Source organism: Cupriavidus sp. D39 (genome assembly GCF_026627925.1).
GTDB lineage: Bacteria > Pseudomonadota > Gammaproteobacteria > Burkholderiales > Burkholderiaceae > Cupriavidus > Cupriavidus ulmosensis.
Map to the genome: position 1 here is coordinate 5,064,260 of NZ_JAPNLE010000009.1, position 17,863 is coordinate 5,082,122.

Sequence of the window (17,863 nt, forward strand, 5' to 3'; positions counted from 1 at the left end):
TGCATGTCCTTGCTAACGTCAGATTCGGGGAATACTTGACCGGGGGAGGGGGCGATGAAAGGCGATAGGCGGGCGGCAGCCTTGCGGCGCGCCCCCGCCCGGCTACGGGCGCGTAGCGGTATTGCGCTTGGCTTCCATCTCGCGCAGCAGGCGGCGCTGGATCTTGCCGGTGGTGGTCATCGGCAACTGCGCGATGAACTCGATGGCCTTGGGATATTCATACGGCGCAAGCTGGCCGCGCACATGCTGCTGCAGCTCGGCGACCAGCGCGGCGTCGGCTTGCGCCGAGCGCGCGACCGATGGCACCAGCACGATGAACGCCTTGACCACCGCGCCGCGCTCCGGGTCCGGCGAGGGCACCACCGCGCAGTTCGACACGGCGGGATGCTTGAGCAGGCAGTTCTCGATCTCGCTCGGGCCAATGCGGTAGCCGGAGGACTTGAAGACATCGTCGGCGCGCCCCTGGTACCACAGGTAGCCGTCTTCGTCGATGCGCGCCAGGTCGCCCGTGCGGCACCAGCGCAGCCCGTCACGCTCCAGGTACTTGCCGGCAGTGGCGTCCTCGTTGCGCCAGTAGCCGAGGAAGAACACGGGGTCGGGGTGGCCGTGGACGTCGGTGCTGCACACGGCCACCTCGCCGTCCTCGCCCGCCGCGCAGGGCTTGCCCTCGTCGTCGACCACGGCGATGCGGTGGCCGGGGTAGGGCCGGCCCATCGAGCCCGGGCGCGCCGGCCAGCCTAGCTGGCCATCGTCGTTCTGCGCGGTGCAGTTGCCCACGATGTAGTTGATCTCGGTCTGGCCGAACATTTCGTTGACGACCACGCCGAGCGCGTCGCGGCACCAGGCGAACACGGTTTCCCCCACGGCTTCGCCCGCGCTCATCAGCGCGCGCAGGTGCAACTGATAGTGCTCGCGCGGCGCGGGGCAGGTCTTCATCATCTGCTTGAGCGCGGTGGGAAACAGGAAGGTATTGGTGACGCGATAGCGCTCCATCAGCGCGAAGGCGGTTTGCGCGGAGAACCTGCCCTGATAGCCCACGATGGTCTTGCCGAAATACAGCGTGGGCATCAGCGCATCCCACAGCCCGCCGGTCCAGGCCCAGTCTGCCGGGCTCCAGAACACGTCGCCGGCTTGGGGAAACCAGTTTTGCGAACAGACGAAGCCGGTGAGATTGCCGATCAGCGCGCGGTGCGGGATCAGGGCGCCCTTGGGCTGGCCGGTGGTGCCGCTGGTGTAGATCAGCACCGCGGCCTCGTCAGCCTTGGTTTCCACGGCGGTGAATTCAGGCAGTTCCGCAGCGAGCATCACGTCCCAGTCATGCTCCGCGCGGCCCACGGCAGCGCCGACGCCGATCACCGAGGCCAGGGCGGGGCACTGCGCGCGCGCGGCCAGCACGTTGTCGATCGAGGATTCGTCGGCGATGGCCACGCTGGCCTCGCTGTGCTGGAGGCGGTAGGCCAGCGCTTCCGGGCCGAACAGCATCGACAAGGGCATGGCAATGGCGCCGAGCTGGTAGATCGCCATGTGCGCAATCACCGTCTCGATGCGCTGGGGCATGACGATGCCGACGCGGTCTCCGCGTGCCACCCCCAGCGTGCGCAGCGCCCGCGAGAGGCGATCGGCCTCGGCCTGGATGAAGGCGTAGCTGTAGCTGGCGCGGCGCCCGTCCTCATGCTCGGTGTGGACCGCGATGCGGTCCATCGTGGCGGGGTCGCGTGCCCAGCGGCCGCAGCATGCGTCGGCCAGGTTGAATAACTCGGGCACATGCCAGTGGAATTGCGTGTAGAGCGCGGGATAATCGTCGCGCCGGCTTGCTGGCAGGGCGGGTGCGGCCATGCTGGGTCTCCTGGGTTGCGCTCGCTTTGCGCCGGAGGCGGGCCGGGATGTGGGTCGGGCCGGCTTGCCGCTATAATCCGCAAACGAACGATCGTTCTATTTTTAGGCTTCCCCGTTGTCGCGGGTGAAAGCGTCCGCCACGATCAGGGAAAAGGCACCCGGGGAGACACCATGACAATAAGAGAAACCTCGCGCTCGGAATTTATCACGTTGCGCGGCCTTAACATGCACGTGCGCCACTGGGGTGAGCCCGGCGCGCCCACCTTGTTCCTGCTGCATGGCTGGATGGACGTGGCGGCCTCGTTCCAGTTCATGGTGGACGCGCTGGAACGCGAGTGGCACGTGATCGCCCCGGACTGGCGCGGCTTTGGCCAGACCGACTGGCCCACACGCTATCCCGGCACCGAGTCCTACTGGTTTCCCGACTATGTCGCCGATCTCGAGGCCGTGCTCGACCACTACCAGCCGGACGCGCCGGTGAACCTGGTGGGGCATAGCATGGGCGCCAACGTGGCCTGCTTTTATGCTGGCATCCGTCCCGAGCGGGTGCGCCGCGTGGTCGACCTGGAGGGATTTGGCATGACGGGCACGCGCGCCGAGCAAGCGCCCGGGCGCTATGCGCGCTGGCTCGATGAGTTGCGCCAGCGCCAGCCGCTGCGATCCTATGACAGCGTGGGGGCGGTGGCGGCACGGCTGCAGAAGACCAACCCGCGCCTGCCCGATGACCGCGCAGCTTTCCTGGCTGAGCACTGGTCAGCGCGCAATGCGGATGGCCGTTGGGAGATCCTGGGCGATGCCGCGCACAAGATGGTCAACCCGGTCCTGTACCGGCTCGACGAGGTGATGGCGATCTGGGCGCAGGCCACCGCGCCGGTGCTGCATGTGGAAGCGCGCAATTCGCAGACGCTCAGCCATATCGCAAAGGGGCAGCCGCTGGAGACGTTCAAGCAGCGCTTCAAGGCGTTCCGCGATTTCCGCGAGGCCGTTGTCGATGACGCCGGCCACATGCTGCATCACGACCAGCCGCGGATGGTTGCCGGGCTGGTGGAATCCTTCTGCGCCTGAAGCTGCGTGGCCGTGGCTGTTGACGCGCTCAGGCGTGCGTCAGCTTTTCCTTGAGCGTGGCGTTGTTGCTGGTGTGGACATGGACCAGCGCCTTTTCGGGGAAGGCGTAGTGATACGCGCGCCGCAGGGCCAGCGCGGCCTCGTGGAAGCCCGACAGGATGAGCTTTTGCTTGTTGGGGTAGAAGGCGATGTCGCCCGCGGCGAAAATGCCGCGCCGGGACGTTTCGTAGGTGGTGGTATCCACCATGATGCGCCCGGCGTGCATGTCGAGGTCCCATTGGGCGATCGGGCCGGGCTCGGAGACCAGGCCGTACAGCGCCACGAGTTCGTCGGCGGGCAGGCTGATGGTGTCGTCGCGGGTACGGATGTCGACGCCGGCCAGGGTGTCGCCCTCGCTCTTGAGCGCGCCCAGCATGCCCACCACGAAGTCCATCTCGCCGGCGGCGACGGCCGCGCGCATCTCGGCTACCGTGCCGTCGGCCGCGCGAAAGGCTTCCCGGCGATGCAGCAGCGTGACGCGCGCGGCGGTCTTGCGCAGCGCCAGCGCCCAGTCCAGGGCGGAGTCTCCGCCGCCGGCCACCACCACGCGCTTGCCCTTGAAGCGCGCGGTGTCGCGCACGGCGTAGTGCAGGTGGCGGTCTTCCAGCGCGGCGGCCTCGGGCAGCGCCACGCGCTGCGGGGCGAAGGCGCCGGCGCCGGAGCACACCAGCACCGCGGCCACGTCGAAGCGCCTGCCGGTGTCGGTTGTGACCAGCAGGCGGTGCGCGTGCTCATGGCCGGCCGCGGCGTGATGTTCGCGCGGGATCTCGGCCAGTCCGTTGGCGCGCTCGTTGAAATGCATGGGAAAGGCGAACGGCGCGCATTGCTCGAGCAGGCGGTCGACCAGGTCCTGCGCCAGGCAGCCGGGCACCGCGGGGATGTCGTAGATCGGCTTTTCCGGATAGAGCTCGGTGCACTGGCCGCCGGCGCGGTCCAGCACGTCGATGAGCTCGCACTTCAGTCCCAGCACGCCCGCCTGGAAAGCGGCAAACAGGCCGACCGGGCCGGCGCCGACGATCAGCACATCGGTGCGGATCACGTCGGTCGGGACGATTGGGGGCGGGCATCGGGCGTGGCGGAAGCAGGGGCTTGGGTCGGCATGGCTTGGCAGGCGGCGCGCGCGGCGGCGCCAGGCAGGAGGGTCGTCAGGCCCCAACTATACCGCGCAGGGCCGGGCCGGCCGCCTACGCCAGCGTTGGCGGCAGGGCTATCGGCGCGAATGTGTGGGCCAGCCCACGCGGCGCGCATTGGCGCGGGATTAAAGTCGGATTGAAGTTGGATTAACGCGGAATTATCGCGAGAGTAGAATAGACGTATGCAAAATTCACACGCAATCAACGCAGATCTGCATTGCCATTCCACGGTGTCCGACGGCATGTTGTCCCCCGAGGAGGTTGCCGCGCGCGCGCACGCCGGCGGCGTGGCGTTCTGGGCGCTGACGGACCATGACGAGGTCAAGGGCCAGGCCAGGGCGCGTGCCGCGGCCGAGGCGCTCGGCATGCGCTACGTGCCCGGGGTGGAGATCTCGGTGACGTGGGCCGGCCAGACCGTGCATATCGTTGGCTTGCAGATCGATCCTGACTGCCAGGTGCTGGTCAATGGCCTGGCCGCCACGCGCTCCGGGCGCGCCGCCAGGGCGCAGGACATCGGCGAGGCGCTGGCCGCGATCGGCATCGAGGGCGCCTATGAGGGCGCGCTGCGCCATGTCGGCAATCCCGACCTGATCTCCCGCACCCATTTCGCGCGCTGGCTGGTGGAGCAAGAGCGGTGCAAGACCATCAGCGAGGTGTTCGACGATTACCTCGGCGAAGGCTGTCCGGGCTATGTCGGGCACCGCTGGGCCAGACTGGCCGATGCGGTGAAGTGGATCCAGGCCGCCGGCGGCATTCCGGTGATGGCGCACCCGGGCCGCTACAACTACACGCAACTCCAGCACGATGCGCTGTTCGACGAGTTCAAGCAGCTCGGCGGGGCGGCGGTCGAGGTGGTCACCGGCAGCCATACGCCGGAGCAGTACCGCCAATATGCCAATGTCGCGCATCACTACGGCCTGCTGGCCTCGCGCGGCTCGGACTTCCATGGGCCGGGCGAGGGACGGATCGAGCTGGGCTCGCTGCCGCCGCTGCCGTCGTCGGTCACCCCGGTCTGGCATGACTGGTAAGCCGCGCCGGCCACTGCCCGCCCGGCGCCAAGGCCGCCCGAATCCGCCATGCGCTCCCTTCGCATCTCCCCATCGCAGAACCGGCCCGGTGTGCGCGCGGTGTTTGCGCGGATCCCGCGGCTGGCCGCCCCAGGCCCGCACATGTCCCAATACTTCGAAATCCATCCGCTCAACCCGCAATCCCGCCTGATCAAGCAGGCCGCGCAGATCATCGGGCAGGGCGGGCTGATTGCCTTGCCCACCGACTCCAGCTACGCGCTGGCCTGCCGGCTCGACGACAAGGCCGCGGTGGAGCGGCTGCGCCGCCTGCGCGGGATCGACGACAAGCACCATCTGACCCTGATGTGCAGCGACTTGTCAGAGCTCGGCAACTTCGCGCGGGTGGACAACCGGCAGTACCGCTGGCTCAAGGGCGCCACGCCCGGGCCCTACGTCTTCATCCTCGAGGCCACCAAGGAAGTGCCGCGCCGGCTCTCGCATCCCGCCCGCAAGACCATCGGCGTGCGGGTGCCCGACCATCCCATCCCGCTGGCGCTGCTGGCCGAAGTGGGCGAGCCGCTGATTTCGGCCACCCTGCAGCTGCCGGGAGACGAAGCCCCGCTCAACGAGCCGGAAGTGATCCGCGCCCGGCTGGAAAAGCTGCTGGAACTGGTGATCTGCGGCGGCGCCGCGCCGGCGCAGCCGACCACGGTGATCGACCTGACCGCCGGCGAGCCCGAGCTGGTGCGCCAGGGAGGCGGTGATATCGAACGTTTCGGCCTCTGATTGCCACCGAACAGTCGCTTTGCCGCGGCCCCGGTACAATAGCGACCCATGGATTCTTCCCTGATTCAGACCCTAGCGGTCTACGCCCTGCCGGTCCTGTTCGCCATCACGCTGCATGAGGCCGCGCACGGCTACGTGGCCAAGCTGTTCGGCGACAACACCGCCTACTCGATGGGGCGCGTCAGCCTTAACCCGGCGCGCCATATTGATCCCATCGGCACCATCGCGGTGCCGCTGCTGCTCTATTTCATGACCAGCGGCCAGTTCGTCTTCGGCTACGCCAAGCCAGTGCCGGTCGCCTTCGACCACCTGCGCAATCCGCGCTGGCATGGCATGTGGGTGGCGCTGGCGGGCCCGGGCAGCAATGTGCTGCAGGCCTTCCTTTGGGCGCTGATGGCGGTCGGCCTGGTGGTGGCCAGGGTGCAGGAGCCCTTCTTCAGCCAGATGGCGCAGGCCGGCGTGCTGGTCAACCTGGTGATGGCTGCGTTCAACCTGTTCCCCGTGCCGCCGCTCGACGGCGGCCGCGTGCTGACTGCGTTGTTGCCGCAGCGGATCGCGCACGCGGTGTCGCGCATCGAGCCCTACGGCATCTTCGTGGTGCTGGCGCTGGTGGCGGCTGGCGTGATCACCAAAGTGTGGATGCAGCCGGTGATGGGGGCGCTCAGAAGCCTGGTGCTGCTGATGCTGCAACCCATCCTGGCGCTGGTGCAGTAGGCCGCGCCGCGGCGCCGGTGCCCATGGCGGCGCCGACGTCGAATACGAGTACCCGTACCTGCACCGATTCCCACAAATACAGATAGACATGTTTCCCGATCGCGTTCTTTCCGGCATGCGGCCTACCGGCGCGCTGCACCTGGGTCACTATCACGGCGTACTCAAGAACTGGGTCCAGCTCCAGGCCGAATATCCCTGTTTCTTCTTCGTGGCAGACTGGCATGCGCTCACCACGCACTATGAATCGCCGGAGGTGATCGGCGAATCGGTGTGGGAGATGCTGATCGACTGGCTCGCCGCCGGCGTCGATCCCGAGCGCGCCACGCTGTTTATCCAGAGCCGCGTGCCCGAGCATGCCGAGCTGTTCCTGCTGCTGTCGATGGGCACGCCGCTGGGCTGGCTGGAGCGGGTGCCGACCTACAAGGACCAGATCGAGAAGCTCAAGGACAAGGATCTCTCCACCTACGGCTTTCTTGGCTATCCGCTGCTGCAGGCCGCCGATATCCTGATCTACCGCGCCGGCCGCGTGCCGGTGGGCGAGGACCAGGTGCCGCACGTGGAGATCACGCGCGAGATCGCGCGCCGCTTCAACTATCTGTACGGGCGCCAGCCGGACTTCGAGGCGCAGGCGCAGGAAACCGCCAAAAAGCTGGGCGGCAAGCGCACCAAGGCTTATCTGGAACTGCGCCGCGCCTATCAGGAACAGGGCAAGGCAGAGGCGCTGGAAGAGGGCGGCGCGCTGGTGGCGCAGTCGCAGAGCCTGGCCCCCGAAGACCGTGAATTGCTGCTGGGCTACCTGGGCGGCTCGCGCAAGACCATCCTGGTCGAGCCGAAGGCGCTGCTGACCGCGGCGTCGCGCATGCCCGGGCTGGACGGCCAGAAGATGTCGAAGTCCTATGGCAACACCATCCGCATGCGCGAGGACAAGGCGTCGGTGGAAAAGAAGGTGCGCACCATGCCAACCGATCCGGCCCGCGTGCGCCGCACCGATGCCGGCGAGCCGGCGCGTTGCCCGGTGTGGCAACTGCACCAGGTCTATACGGATGCGCCCACCCGCGAGTGGGTCGAGAAGGGATGCCGCAGCGCCGGCATCGGCTGCATCGAATGCAAGCAGCCGGTGATCGAGGGCATCCTGCGCGAGCAGCAGCCCCTGCTCGAGCGGGCGCAAAAATACATGGACGATCCCGCGCTGCTGCGCGCCATCGTCGACCACGGCTGCGACCAGGCCAGGCGGGTGGCGCGCGAGACGATGCGCGACGTGCGCGCCGTCATGGGCTTGGGGTACCGGTGAGCACGGCGGCGGGCCTCCCCACGCGCCGCTGGGCGCGCCGTCGCCGTGGGTGACGCGCTGGGCACATCTGGTGCGCCCGGGCGGCCGCGTGCTCGACCTGGCCTGTGGCAACGGCCGCCACGCCACCTGGTTCGCGCGCCGCGGCCATGTGGTGCTGGGCGTCGATCGCGATGCGGCGGCATTGGCCGCGCTGGCGGCATTGCCCGAAGGCGTCGCCACGCGCCCGGCCGACCTGGAGCAGGGCGCGTGGCCGCTCGCGGACGAGCCGGGTTTCGACGCGATCGTGGTCACAAATTACCTGCACAGGCCTCTTTGGCCGCATTTGTTCGCTGCGCTGGCGCCCGGTGGCGTGCTTCTTTACGAAACCTTCGCGGCCGGCAACGAGACCGTGGGCAAGCCTTCGAACCCTGATTTCTTGCTGCAGCCGGGCGAGTTGCTGGATGCCGTGCGCGGCATCTTGCGGGTGGTTGCCTTCGAAGATGGTATGCTGGAAGTGCCTAAAACTGCCTTTGTGCAGCGTATTTGCGCGATTCGCGAAGAATCAGGCAAAACGGGCGGCCGAGCGCCGCCGCGGTATCCTTTGCCGGGCTGAAGTGCGGCCCCGGTTATGTGCGGGCCCGGTCGGCGAGACCTGGGCTTCACGCGTTGAACTGCCTTGGGTTTTCCCCGGTCGAAGGTGCGGTCGGAAGGCCTTGGGTATCCGGTACAATCGCGGTATTCGTTTCTCGAATTCTCAAACGTTATGACACAGATTAACGGCAGCATCGTCGCTATCGTGACGCCGATGCAGGAAGATGGCAGCCTGGATTTCCCCGCGCTGCGCGCCCTGGTCGACTGGCACGTGGCCGAGGGCACCGATGGCATTGTGATCGTCGGCACCACCGGCGAGTCTCCCACGGTGAACGTGGATGAGCATTGCGAGCTGATCCGCGTTGCCGTGGAGCAGGCCGACAAGCGCATCCCGATCATCGCCGGCACCGGCGGCAACTCGACCAAAGAAGCGATCGAGCTGACCGCGTTCGCCAAGCAGGTCGGCGCCGATGCGTCGCTGCAGGTGGTGCCCTACTACAACAAGCCCACCCAGGAGGGCATGTACCGCCATTTCCGCACGATCGCGGAAGCGGTGGAACTGCCGGTTGTGCTGTACAACGTGCCGGGCCGTACCGTGGCCGACATGCAGCACGACACCATCTTGCGCCTGGCGCAGGTGCCGGGCATCATCGGCGTGAAGGAAGCGACCGGCAACATCGACCGCGCCGCGCAGCTGATCAAGGATGCGCCGGAAGGCTTCGCCATCTACAGTGGCGACGATCCCACCGCGATTGCCCTGATGCTGCTGGGTGGTCATGGCAATATCTCGGTCACGGCCAACGTGGCGCCACGCAAGATGCACGAATTGTGCGTGGCTGCCCTGAAGGGCGACGCTATCACCGCGCGTCGCATCCATATGGAACTGGTTGCGCTGAACAAGGCGATGTTCGTCGAGGCCAACCCGATTCCCGTCAAGTGGGCGCTCCAGCAAATGGGCAAGATGCAGGGCGGTATCCGCCTCCCGCTCACCCCGCTGTCAACGGAATACCACGAAGCGGTGCGCAAGGCGCTGTCGGCGGCCGGCCTGCTCGGCTGATCGTCCAGTGTTTTGCCGTCATCCCATCAACTAGGATTGCGTGTCAATGAAACTCAAGCTTAACCGCCACGGTGCAACGCAAGTTGGCCGTGCCGCCCTGATCTTGCCCGTGCTAGTGGCAAACGCGATGTCCGGTTGCAGCAGCATCAACGACGCGATGGCGCCCGACAAGATCGACTACAAGTCCGCTGCCAAGCGCACCTCCACGCTGGACGTGCCGCCGGACCTGACCAAGATCGAAGGCGATCGCCGCTACTCCGTGCCGGATCAGAACGGCACCTCCACTCTGTCGACCTACAACCAGTCGACCAAGACCGTGCAGCAGCAGGCCGGTAGCGAGAACGTGCTGCCCTCCACGCAAGGCATCCGCATGGAGCGCGACGGCAACCAGCGCTGGCTGGTGATCAGCAACGGCATGCCGGCGGACAAGCTGTGGCAGTCGATGCGTGAATTCTGGCAGGAGAGCGGTTTCCTGCTGGTGCAGGACTCGCCCGAGACCGGCATCATGGAAACCGACTGGGCCGAGAACCGCGCCAAGATCCCGCAGGATTTCATCCGCAATACGATCGGCAAGGTCTTCGATGGCCTGTACTCGACGTCCGAGCGCGACAAGTTCCGCACGCGCGTGGAGCGCTCGCAGAACGGCAACCTTGAAGTCTTCATCAGCCATCGCGGCGCGCAGGAACAGCTGACCGGCATCGACAAGTCGAACACGATCTGGACGCCGCGCCCCTCCGATCCTGAGCTGGAAGCCGAATTCCTTTCGCGCTTCGCGCAGCGCCTGGGCGTGCAGAAGGAGCAGGCCGACCGCATGGCCAAGAACCCCGCCGCACCGGCAGCCGCTGCTGCGGGCACGACGGCGGCAGCCGCAAGGGTGCTGCGCCTAGCGCCAATTCCAACCTGACCCAGGTCAATGGCAGCCAGGCATTGCAGCTGTCCGAGCCGTTCGACCGCGCCTGGCGCTCGGTCGGCCTGGCACTGGACCGCGTGAACTTCACGGTAGAAGACCGGGACCGCGCGCAGGGCGTGTACTACGTGCGCTATGTCGACCCGCGCGACACCGTGGACAATCGTGGCTTCTTCTCCAAGCTGTTCACCAAGACCGGCACCGAAGACAGCAAGAAGGCGAAGAAATATCGCGTTGCGCTGAAGGGCGACGGCACCGGCACGACCGTGACGGTGCAGAACGATGCGGGCCAGCCGGAAGGCACCGAAGTCGGCAAGCGCATTCTTTCGCTGCTCGACGAGCAACTGCGCTGACCGGCGTGCGGGGCACGCAAACCAGCCCGCGGCGCCCGGTCGCGGGGTGGCCTGCCGGGCTGCCAGGGGAGGCGGGCGCATGATGCGCTTTGCCTTCCTCGGTAGCGGCAGCGAGGGCAATTCCCTGTTGATCGAGTCGCAAGAGGGCATCACCACGACCAGGGTGCTGCTCGATTGCGGGTTTGGCATTCGAGAAACCGCACGGCGGCTCGAGCGGCTTGGCGTCACGCCGGACCAGCTCGATGCCGTGCTGGTCACCCATGAGCACGGCGATCATGTCGGCTCGGCCTACGCCTTTGCTTCCCGTCACGATTTGCCGGTGCACACCAGCCACGGCACCTGGCTTGCCACCTCGCATATGCGCGGGGCGGACAAGGCCGACGTGCGCGTGTGCGGTGCCGACCATCCGCTGCTGATCGGCAGCCTCCACATACTCCCGTACACCGTGCCGCACGATGCGCGCGAGCCATTGCAGTTCGTGCTAAGTGACGGCGACGCCCGCCTGGGCGTGCTGACCGATGCCGGCATGGAGACGCCTTACGTCACCGCGCGGCTGGCCGGGGTGCATGCGCTGGTGCTGGAGTGCAACCATGATCGGGAGATGCTGCGCAATTCCGCCTATCCGTATTCGCTGAAGCGGCGCATCGGTGGCGACTTTGGCCACCTTGCCAATGAAGTTGCGGCCGGCATCCTGGAGCGGGTGGCGCATGCGGGGCTGCAGCGCGTGGTGGCCGCGCACCTGAGCCAGCAGAACAATACCCGGGAACTGGCTACCCAGGCACTGGCGACCGTGCTTGGCGTGTTGCCCGACGAAATCCTGGTGGCGGACCAGCACGAGGGGCTGGACTGGCAGCCGGTCAGGGCCTGAGGCGGGGCGGGCAATACGCCGACGAAACCTGCAAGTGCAAATGCTGCAGACGTAAAAAAGCCGACCCGAAGGTCGGCTTTTTTATCGGTCGAGACCGATTACTGCTTGGCAGCTGCAGCCGATGCGTCAGCAGCCGCGCCGGAAGCTTCAGCAGCCGAGGTCGCTGCGCTCGAAGCAGCAGCCGTTGCGTCAGCAGCAGCAGCCGATGCTTCGGCAGCAGCAGCCGGAGCGGCAGCAGCCGGAGCCGAAGCTTCCGGTGCCGGAGCAGCGGCTTCTTCTTTCTTGCCGCAAGCGGCGAGAGCAACGGCGGCGAGCAGCGATGCGATCAGGAGAGACTTCTTCATTGTTCGTCCTTTAACTTTAATAACAGAAAAACAGGCGATGAATAATTACCGGTAATTATCGCTCTTGAACTGCAAAATAGAGGCTCTCCCGGGTGCCGACAAATGCAGTGGTACACAGTACTAGCCAGCCGGTGATTATATCCGCGTTTTCCCGGCTTGTGTAGCGCTGTCTTTTCCTGTTTTTGGTTGTTACGGATTATTACAGCGACGCGGGTCCGAATTGCAGCCAGCCTTCCAGCGCCCAGTGATGGAAAGTCTCCATCAGATCCGGCAGATCCGCGCAGGCAGCCACTTCCGCGGCGCTCAGGCAGCGCTGGTCCGCCAGCAGGCGCAGCCAGCGCGCCAGCGCCGAGGGCGGTTCGTAGGCTTCGCCATTGATAAAGAAATGGGTGCGGTCATACAACGCAATGGATCCCGGCGCAAGTACTACGCCGTGAGACAAGGCGAGTTTGTTGTATTTCTTCAGCGTGATTTCGGGTATTTCCGCAAACTCCACGCTAGGCTTGGGCTCCGAGAGATGCGCACCCAGAAACTCCGAAACCATGCTACCCGACCAACGGAGGGCGCTCAGTTTTTCGGTCACCGCCAGCACCATCTTGGCCGGCAACTGGGCCGGATGTGCCGTTGCCGGCTCGCCGGGGTCAGCGTAGCGTCCGCCCAGGTCCTCGTTGTCCTCGACCGTTTCCGACAGCCAAGCCAGGAAGTGCCCCGCCAGCTCGCGGTAGGCCGGTGCGCGAAAGCCGATCGAGTATGTCATGCACTCGCCCTCGGCCACGCCGTCGTGGGCGTACTGAGGTGGCAGGTACAGCATATCGCCTGGCTCCAGCACCCATTCCTCTTCGGCCGTGAAGTCCGCCAGGATCTTGAGCGGCAGGTCCGGGACCAGGTCGAGCTTGGTCTGGGACGAGATGCGCCAGCGCCGCCGGCCCGATACTTGCAAGAGAAAACGTCGTAGGAATCGAAGTGCGGGCCCACGCCGCCGCCGTCGGTGGCGTAGCTGACCATCAGGTCGTCCAGGCGCGCATCCGGGGCGAAACGGAATTGCCCCAGCAAGTCCGCGGCTGCACTATCGTGGAGGTTAACGCCCTGCACCAGCAGCGACCATTGACGGGCTTTCAGGGAGGGCAGGTTGTCAGCGGCGAAGGGGCCTTGCTCGAGCTTCCAGCGGTTGCGAAAGTGCGACACCAGGCGCGACTCGACATCGTCGCGATCGGCCAGTTGGAAAAGCGACTCGCGCGATACCGGCGGCACGATTCCCGGTACGGCTTGTCGAATCAGCAGGGGTTTGCGGTGCCAGATATCGCGCATGAAAGCAGCTGGCGTCATGCCACCCAGGAGGGTGAGCGGCGCGTCAGGATCGACGGGGCCGGGGGCAAGGCCTGCGCGTATAATGCGGGATCGTTCATGGAGTCAAGAATTGAAAATCGCTAAGAACACGGTGGTATCCGTGGTGTACAAGCTGTCGGATGCGCAGGGCAATCTGATCGAGGAGTCGGATGAGCCGATGGTTTACTTGCACGGCGGATATGATGGCACGTTCCCCAAGATCGAGGAAGCGCTGGAAGGCCATGAAGCCGGCTTCGAAACCCAGCTGCAGCTCGAGCCCGAGGAAGCGTTCGGCGATTACGACGCCGATATGGTCAAGGTAGAGCCGCGCGACCGTTTCCCCGAGCCGCTGGAAGTCGGCATGCAGTTCGAAGGCGTGCCCGAAGACGGCGACGATGAAGACTCGATCATCTACACCGTGACCGACGTGGCCCAAGACAAGGTCGTGCTGGATGGCAACCATCCGCTGGCCGGCATGGCACTGCGTTTCTGGCTGCAGGTAGCGGAAGTCCGCGAAGCCACGGCCGACGAAGTGCAGCACGGCCACGCGCACGGTGCCTCGGGCATCGAAGTCGTGGACGAGGATGAGGACGACGAAGGCGACAGCAGCCGCACGCTGCACTGAGTGCGCGACGCGCGCGAGCCCTCGCGGAAGGTCCCACGAATAAAGCCGGCATCGCCGGCTTTTTCTTTGTGGTCGCGGGGTTGGACTGACGCCATTCATTCCGCCTCGGGGCCATCCTTGAGCGTGACTTCAAACAGCGAAGGCGACCCCGGCGTGATCGCCAGTTCGGTGTACTGGCCGGGCGCGCCGCTTGGCAACACCACGCGGGAAACATTGCGCAGCGTCTTGCCACTGGCATCTTTCACCGGCCTGTCGATGCCGAAGCCGCCCGGGCCGGTATGCACCAGCAGGACCTGGCCCCGGTAGCGCCCGGCCAGCTCACGCAGCTGGCGCTTGAACTCCAGGAAGCCATCGCGCGTGCGCCGGCGCAGGAAACCGTCGAACAGGGAGGGCTTGCCGCGCTGCTCCCAGCCGTTGCCGAACTGCGGGTCGGCATGCGTGAGCAGCACGATGCCGGGCAGGTTCTGCTGCTGCGCCAGCGAAAACGCGCGCGCCAGCCATTGGCGGTTGGCCTCGCGGCGATCCTCGAACTCGCCGTTGCGCCCGCCTTCCGAGCGATAGTGATTGTTGTCGCCCGGCAGGTTCAACCCCACCAGCATGACGCTGCCAGCGTGCCAGCGCACGTTTTCCCGATAGCTGCGAAAGGTAGCCTGCTCGGACTGCCGCATCAGCGGCAGCACCCGCTGGCCCAGCGTGGTATCGGCCGGATAGAACAGCTCGCGCAGGCGGTTCAGACGCTCCACCGCATCGAAGCGCCCATTGGCGGTGCGAGCGCATTCCGCCCAGTCGGTCTCGCCTGGCAGGTAGACGAGCGGCAGCGGCGACTGGTCGAGCAGCCGCTGGCGAGCGGAAAGCAAGGTGTCGCCGCAGGATTCGGTATCGCCCTTGATGCCGCCCAGATGGACGACAAATTCCAGCCGCCGCGCGGCCAGGAAATCGAGCAGGCGGGCGGTGCCCGCTTCGGCGGCCGGCCACTGCGGCTGGTCGGCGATCAGGGCCACGCGTATCGTTTCCGCGGCCGGAACCTGAGCCGGAACCCGGGCGCGGTTTGCCAGCGCCTGGCCCGGCAGCGCAGGCAGCGCCAGCAACACGCCGAGCATGGCCAGTCCGGCCAGGCGCTGCCTGCGCTGGCGCACGATCCCGATGGGCGTCATGCGGTGGCTACAGCATCCTTGGCGAGCGCGCGCAGCCGATAGAGCGCATCGAGCGCGTCGCGCGGCGTCAGGCTGTCCGGGTCGAGCTCGGCCACCGCGTCGAGCAGCGCGGCCTGCTGCGCAGAGATCACGTTGACCGGCTGGCCATCGCCAATGCGCTCGCCATTGCCTTCGCCTTGTTCCAGGTAGTCGTCGTCATCGTCCGGGGGCGAGGGCGGCGCGGCGAACAGGTCCAGCTGCGGCGTGGGCGTGGCGTCCGCCGACTGTTGCTCCAGCCAGGCCAGGTGCTTGCGCGCAGCCCGGATCACGGGCTGCGGCACGCCTGCCAGCTGCGCCACCTGCAGGCCGTAGCTCTGGCTGGCGGGCCCGTCCTGCACGGCGTGCAGGAAGACGATCCCGTCGCCATGCTCGACCGCGGACAGGTGGACATTGGCCGCCTGCGTGAACTCCTGCGGCAGCTGCGTCAGCTCGAAGTAATGGGTGGCAAACAGCGTATGGCTGCGGTTGTGCGCCAGCAGGTGGCGCGCAATCGCCCATGCCAGCGCGAGGCCGTCGAAGGTCGACGTGCCGCGGCCGATCTCGTCCATCAGCACCAGGCTGGCCGGCGTGGCGTTGTGCAGGATGCTGGCGGCCTCGGTCATTTCCACCATGAAGGTGGAGCGCCCGCCCGCCAGGTCGTCGGCGGCGCCGATGCGGGTGAAGATGCGGTCGATCGGGCCGATCACCGCGCGCCGGGCCGGCACATAGGCGCCCACGCAAGCCAGCAGCACGATCAGCGCGGTCTGGCGCATGAAGGTCGATTTACCGCCCATGTTCGGGCCGGTGATCAGCAGCAGCTTGCGCGCTTCCGTCAGCTGGCAATCGTTGGCGATGAACGGCACGGATTCCGCTGCGAGCTGGCCCTCCACGACCGGGTGGCGGCCCTGGGTGAGGTCGATCACGTTCTCGGCGACGCGCTCGGGCTGGGTCCAGTCCAGCGTCTGCGCGCGCTCGGCCAGCGCCGCGAGGACGTCCAGGCGCGCCAGCGCGCCGGCGACCCGCTGCAACTCGCCGATATGCGGCAGCAACTGCTGCAGCAACGCGTCATACAGCTGCTTCTCGCGCACCAGCGCGCGGTCCTGCGCGGACAGGGCCTTGTCCTCGAAGACCTTGAGCTCGGGCGTGATGTAGCGCTCGGCGTTCTTCAGCGTCTGGCGGCGGCGGTAGTCGTCGGGGACCTTGTCGGCCTGGCCGTTGGTCACCTCGATATAGAAGCCATGCACGCGGTTGTATTCCACGCGCAGGTTGGCGATGCCGGTGCGGGTGCGTTCGCGGGCTTCCAGTTCCACCAGGAACTGGCCGCAGTTCTCGGAGATATCGCGCAGCTCGTCGAGCGTGGCATCGTAGCCGCGGGCGATCACGCCGCCATCGCGGATCACGGTGGCCGGCTCCGGCGCCACCGCGCTGGCCAGCAGGGCATGGCATTCCCACGGCACCGCCAGTTCCGCCAGCGTCTGGTTGAGCAACGGCGCGGCATCATCAGCGCGCAGGCAGGCCTGCACGTCGGGCAGGGCGGCCAGCGTGTCGCGCAGCGAGGACAGGTCGCGCGGGCGGGCATTCATCAGGGCGAGGCGCGCGGTAATGCGCTCCACGTCGGACAGCCGGCGCAGCGCCGCGCGCAGCGCATCGGTGCCTTGGCCGATCAGCGCGCCGATGGCTTGCTGGCGCGCCTGCGGGATGGTGCTGTCGCGCAGCGGATGGTGCAGCCAGTGGCGCAGCAGGCGGCTGCCCATGGCGGTGGCGCAGGTGTCCAGCAGCGAGAACAGGGTCGGCGACTCGCCGCCGCGCAGCGTCTCAGTCAGTTCCAGGTTGCGCCGCGTGGCGGTGTCCAGGCCAACGAATTCGGATTCGCGCTCGACCGTCACGCCCTTCACGTGGCGCAGCGACTGTCCCTGGGTTGCGGCCGCGTAGTTCAGCAGCGCGCCGGCGGCGCCCAGCGCCGCGCCCAGCCCGGCACAGCCGAACGGATCGAGGCTGGCCACGCCGAGTTGCTCGCGCAGGCGGCGGGTGCCGGCTTCCTGGTCGAAATGCCATTCCGGCAGCCGGGTGCGCGCGCACTCCAGCGCAGGCAGTTCGATGCCATCAGCATACAGCAGCTCCGCCGGGCGGATCCGCTCCAGTTCGCGGCCGAACTGCGCGACATCGCACTCCATCAGGCGCAGCTCGCCGCTGGCCAGGTTGAGCCAGGCCAGCCCGGTCTTGCTCACGCCGCGGCGCGTGGTTTGCTGGTGCACCGCCATCAGGTAGGTATCGACCTTGTCCGGCAGCAGCGCCGCGTCGGTCAACGTGCCCGGCGTGACGATGCGCACCACCTTGCGCTCCACCGGCCCCTTGCTGGTGGCCGGGTCGCCGATCTGCTCGCAGATCGCCACCGATTCGCCCAGCTTGACCAGCCGCGCGAGGTATTGGTCCACCGAATGGAAGGGGATCCCGGCCATGCGGATCGGCACGCCGTTGGAGCTGCCGCGCGATGTCAGGGTGATGTCGAGCAGGCGCGAGGCCTTTTCGGCATCGTCATGGAAGAGCTCGTAGAAGTCACCCATCCGGTAGAACAGCAAGGTGTCCGGATGGTCGGCTTTCAGGCCGAGGTACTGCGCCATCATGGGCGTGTGCTTTTCCGCGTTGCCGGCCTTGGGCTCGGTCTTGGCGGACTGTCGGGGTTCTACGGACATGCAATCCTCTCGGGCGGTTTTGGCGAAACCGCCTGTTTTCGGGTACTCCGGCGGCCCGCGGGCCTGGCGCGGCGTGC

At 66.9% G+C, this 17,863-nt stretch carries 16 protein-coding genes and 2 pseudogenes; 11 read left to right on the forward strand and 7 right to left on the reverse strand.

The genetic code is table 11. The features are described from left to right. Positions 1–102 precede the first annotated feature (102 nt). Positions 103–1,836, reverse strand: coding sequence for an acyl-CoA synthetase (locus OMK73_RS35655; RefSeq protein ID WP_267606132.1), 1,734 nt, complete (start codon positions 1,834–1,836; stop codon positions 103–105). A 171-nt stretch (positions 1,837–2,007) separates the two neighbouring features. Here OMK73_RS35655 and OMK73_RS35660 point away from each other — a divergent pair, with 171 nt between their 5' ends. After that, positions 2,008–2,901 carry an alpha/beta fold hydrolase gene (locus OMK73_RS35660; RefSeq protein ID WP_267606133.1) on the forward strand — a complete coding sequence of 298 codons (894 nt, stop codon included), beginning with the start codon at positions 2,008–2,010 and terminating at the stop codon, positions 2,899–2,901. Between the two features lie 28 nt (positions 2,902–2,929). On the opposite strand, the gene OMK73_RS35665 is transcribed toward OMK73_RS35660, so the two are convergent. Beyond that, positions 2,930–3,979, reverse strand: a complete 1,050-nt coding sequence (locus OMK73_RS35665; RefSeq protein WP_267606134.1) for an NAD(P)/FAD-dependent oxidoreductase — start codon at positions 3,977–3,979, stop codon at positions 2,930–2,932. Positions 3,980–4,255: 276 nt separating this feature from the next. Here OMK73_RS35665 and OMK73_RS35670 point away from each other — a divergent pair, with 276 nt between their 5' ends. The 8 genes and pseudogenes from OMK73_RS35670 (at position 4,256) to OMK73_RS35705 (ending at position 11,626) form a co-directional block, all read left to right on the forward strand. After that, entirely contained in the window at positions 4,256–5,101 is an 846-nt protein-coding gene (locus OMK73_RS35670; protein WP_267606135.1) for a 3',5'-nucleoside bisphosphate phosphatase, read from the forward strand. Positions 5,102–5,242: 141 nt separating this feature from the next. After that, on the forward strand, positions 5,243–5,866 hold the full coding sequence (locus OMK73_RS35675) for an L-threonylcarbamoyladenylate synthase (RefSeq protein WP_267606633.1): 624 nt from the start codon (positions 5,243–5,245) through the stop codon (positions 5,864–5,866). A 48-nt stretch (positions 5,867–5,914) separates the two neighbouring features. Then, on the forward strand, positions 5,915–6,580 hold the full coding sequence (locus tag OMK73_RS35680) for a site-2 protease family protein (protein WP_267606136.1): 666 nt from the start codon (positions 5,915–5,917) through the stop codon (positions 6,578–6,580). Between the two features lie 88 nt (positions 6,581–6,668). Beyond that, positions 6,669–7,871, forward strand: a complete 1,203-nt coding sequence (locus OMK73_RS35685) for a tryptophan--tRNA ligase (protein ID WP_267606137.1) — start codon at positions 6,669–6,671, stop codon at positions 7,869–7,871. A 28-nt stretch (positions 7,872–7,899) separates the two neighbouring features. Next, positions 7,900–8,463 carry a class I SAM-dependent methyltransferase gene (locus OMK73_RS35690; RefSeq protein WP_267606634.1) on the forward strand — a complete coding sequence of 188 codons (564 nt, stop codon included), beginning with the start codon at positions 7,900–7,902 and terminating at the stop codon, positions 8,461–8,463. A gap of 150 nt (positions 8,464–8,613) precedes the next feature. Beyond that, on the forward strand, positions 8,614–9,498 hold the full coding sequence (gene dapA, locus OMK73_RS35695; RefSeq protein WP_267606138.1) for a 4-hydroxy-tetrahydrodipicolinate synthase: 885 nt from the start codon (positions 8,614–8,616) through the stop codon (positions 9,496–9,498). Positions 9,499–9,544: 46 nt separating this feature from the next. Then, positions 9,545–10,758: pseudogene (bamC, locus tag OMK73_RS35700) on the forward strand (outer membrane protein assembly factor BamC). A 79-nt stretch (positions 10,759–10,837) separates the two neighbouring features. After that, complete coding sequence (locus OMK73_RS35705) at positions 10,838–11,626, forward strand: MBL fold metallo-hydrolase (protein ID WP_267606139.1); 789 nt, start codon at positions 10,838–10,840, stop codon at positions 11,624–11,626. Positions 11,627–11,724: 98 nt separating this feature from the next. Here OMK73_RS35705 and OMK73_RS39495 read toward each other — a convergent pair whose 3' ends face one another. The 3 genes and pseudogenes from OMK73_RS39495 to OMK73_RS39505 form a co-directional block, all read right to left on the reverse strand. Further along, positions 11,725–11,970: a hypothetical protein gene (locus tag OMK73_RS39495; protein WP_400095646.1), complete on the reverse strand. Its 246-nt coding sequence runs from the start codon at positions 11,968–11,970 to the stop codon at positions 11,725–11,727. Positions 11,971–12,169: 199 nt separating this feature from the next. Further along, positions 12,170–12,727: a winged helix domain-containing protein gene (locus OMK73_RS39500; RefSeq protein ID WP_420715693.1), complete on the reverse strand. Its 558-nt coding sequence runs from the start codon at positions 12,725–12,727 to the stop codon at positions 12,170–12,172. A 15-nt stretch (positions 12,728–12,742) separates the two neighbouring features. Then, a pseudogene (locus tag OMK73_RS39505) lies at positions 12,743–12,975 on the reverse strand (cupin domain-containing protein); the annotation flags it as partial. On the opposite strand from OMK73_RS39505, the gene OMK73_RS39510 reads away from it, so the two are divergent. Both OMK73_RS39510 and OMK73_RS35725 read left to right on the forward strand, forming a co-directional pair. Beyond that, complete coding sequence (locus OMK73_RS39510) at positions 12,934–13,401, forward strand: hypothetical protein (RefSeq protein WP_420715699.1); 468 nt, start codon at positions 12,934–12,936, stop codon at positions 13,399–13,401. The pseudogene OMK73_RS39505 and the gene OMK73_RS39510 overlap by 42 nt on opposite strands. Further along, positions 13,388–13,921, forward strand: coding sequence for an FKBP-type peptidyl-prolyl cis-trans isomerase (locus tag OMK73_RS35725; RefSeq protein WP_267606142.1), 534 nt, complete (start codon positions 13,388–13,390; stop codon positions 13,919–13,921). The genes OMK73_RS39510 and OMK73_RS35725 overlap by 14 nt, the downstream gene beginning before the upstream one ends. A 95-nt stretch (positions 13,922–14,016) precedes the next feature. On the opposite strand, the gene OMK73_RS35730 is transcribed toward OMK73_RS35725, so the two are convergent. Continuing rightward, positions 14,017–15,075 (reverse strand): hypothetical protein, encoded by a 1,059-nt coding sequence (locus OMK73_RS35730; RefSeq protein WP_267606143.1) that lies wholly within the window; start codon positions 15,073–15,075, stop codon positions 14,017–14,019. Further along, positions 15,072–17,717, reverse strand: a complete 2,646-nt coding sequence (gene mutS, locus OMK73_RS35735) for a DNA mismatch repair protein MutS (RefSeq protein ID WP_267606635.1) — start codon at positions 17,715–17,717, stop codon at positions 15,072–15,074. The genes OMK73_RS35730 and mutS overlap by 4 nt, the downstream gene beginning before the upstream one ends. Positions 17,718–17,863 lie beyond the last annotated feature (146 nt).

What these genes read in the sequence shown, in the direction of transcription:
- dapA (WP_267606138.1), top strand. Translation starts at nt 8,614, where the DNA reads ATGACACAGATTAACGGCAGCATCGTCGCTATCGTGACGCCGATGCAG.
- OMK73_RS35675 (WP_267606633.1), top strand. Translation starts at nt 5,243, where the DNA reads ATGTCCCAATACTTCGAAATCCATCCGCTCAACCCGCAATCCCGCCTG.
- mutS (WP_267606635.1), bottom strand. Translation starts at nt 17,717, where the DNA reads ATGATGGCGCAGTACCTCGGCCTGAAAGCCGACCATCCGGACACCTTG.
- OMK73_RS35655 (WP_267606132.1), bottom strand. Translation starts at nt 1,836, where the DNA reads ATGGCCGCACCCGCCCTGCCAGCAAGCCGGCGCGACGATTATCCCGCG.
- OMK73_RS35685 (WP_267606137.1), top strand. Translation starts at nt 6,669, where the DNA reads ATGTTTCCCGATCGCGTTCTTTCCGGCATGCGGCCTACCGGCGCGCTG.
- OMK73_RS35705 (WP_267606139.1), top strand. Translation starts at nt 10,838, where the DNA reads ATGATGCGCTTTGCCTTCCTCGGTAGCGGCAGCGAGGGCAATTCCCTG.
- OMK73_RS35730 (WP_267606143.1), bottom strand. Translation starts at nt 15,075, where the DNA reads ATGACGCCCATCGGGATCGTGCGCCAGCGCAGGCAGCGCCTGGCCGGA.
- OMK73_RS35670 (WP_267606135.1), top strand. Translation starts at nt 4,256, where the DNA reads ATGCAAAATTCACACGCAATCAACGCAGATCTGCATTGCCATTCCACG.
- OMK73_RS39495 (WP_400095646.1), bottom strand. Translation starts at nt 11,970, where the DNA reads ATGAAGAAGTCTCTCCTGATCGCATCGCTGCTCGCCGCCGTTGCTCTC.
- OMK73_RS39500 (WP_420715693.1), bottom strand. Translation starts at nt 12,727, where the DNA reads ATGACATACTCGATCGGCTTTCGCGCACCGGCCTACCGCGAGCTGGCG.
- OMK73_RS35660 (WP_267606133.1), top strand. Translation starts at nt 2,008, where the DNA reads ATGACAATAAGAGAAACCTCGCGCTCGGAATTTATCACGTTGCGCGGC.
- OMK73_RS35680 (WP_267606136.1), top strand. Translation starts at nt 5,915, where the DNA reads ATGGATTCTTCCCTGATTCAGACCCTAGCGGTCTACGCCCTGCCGGTC.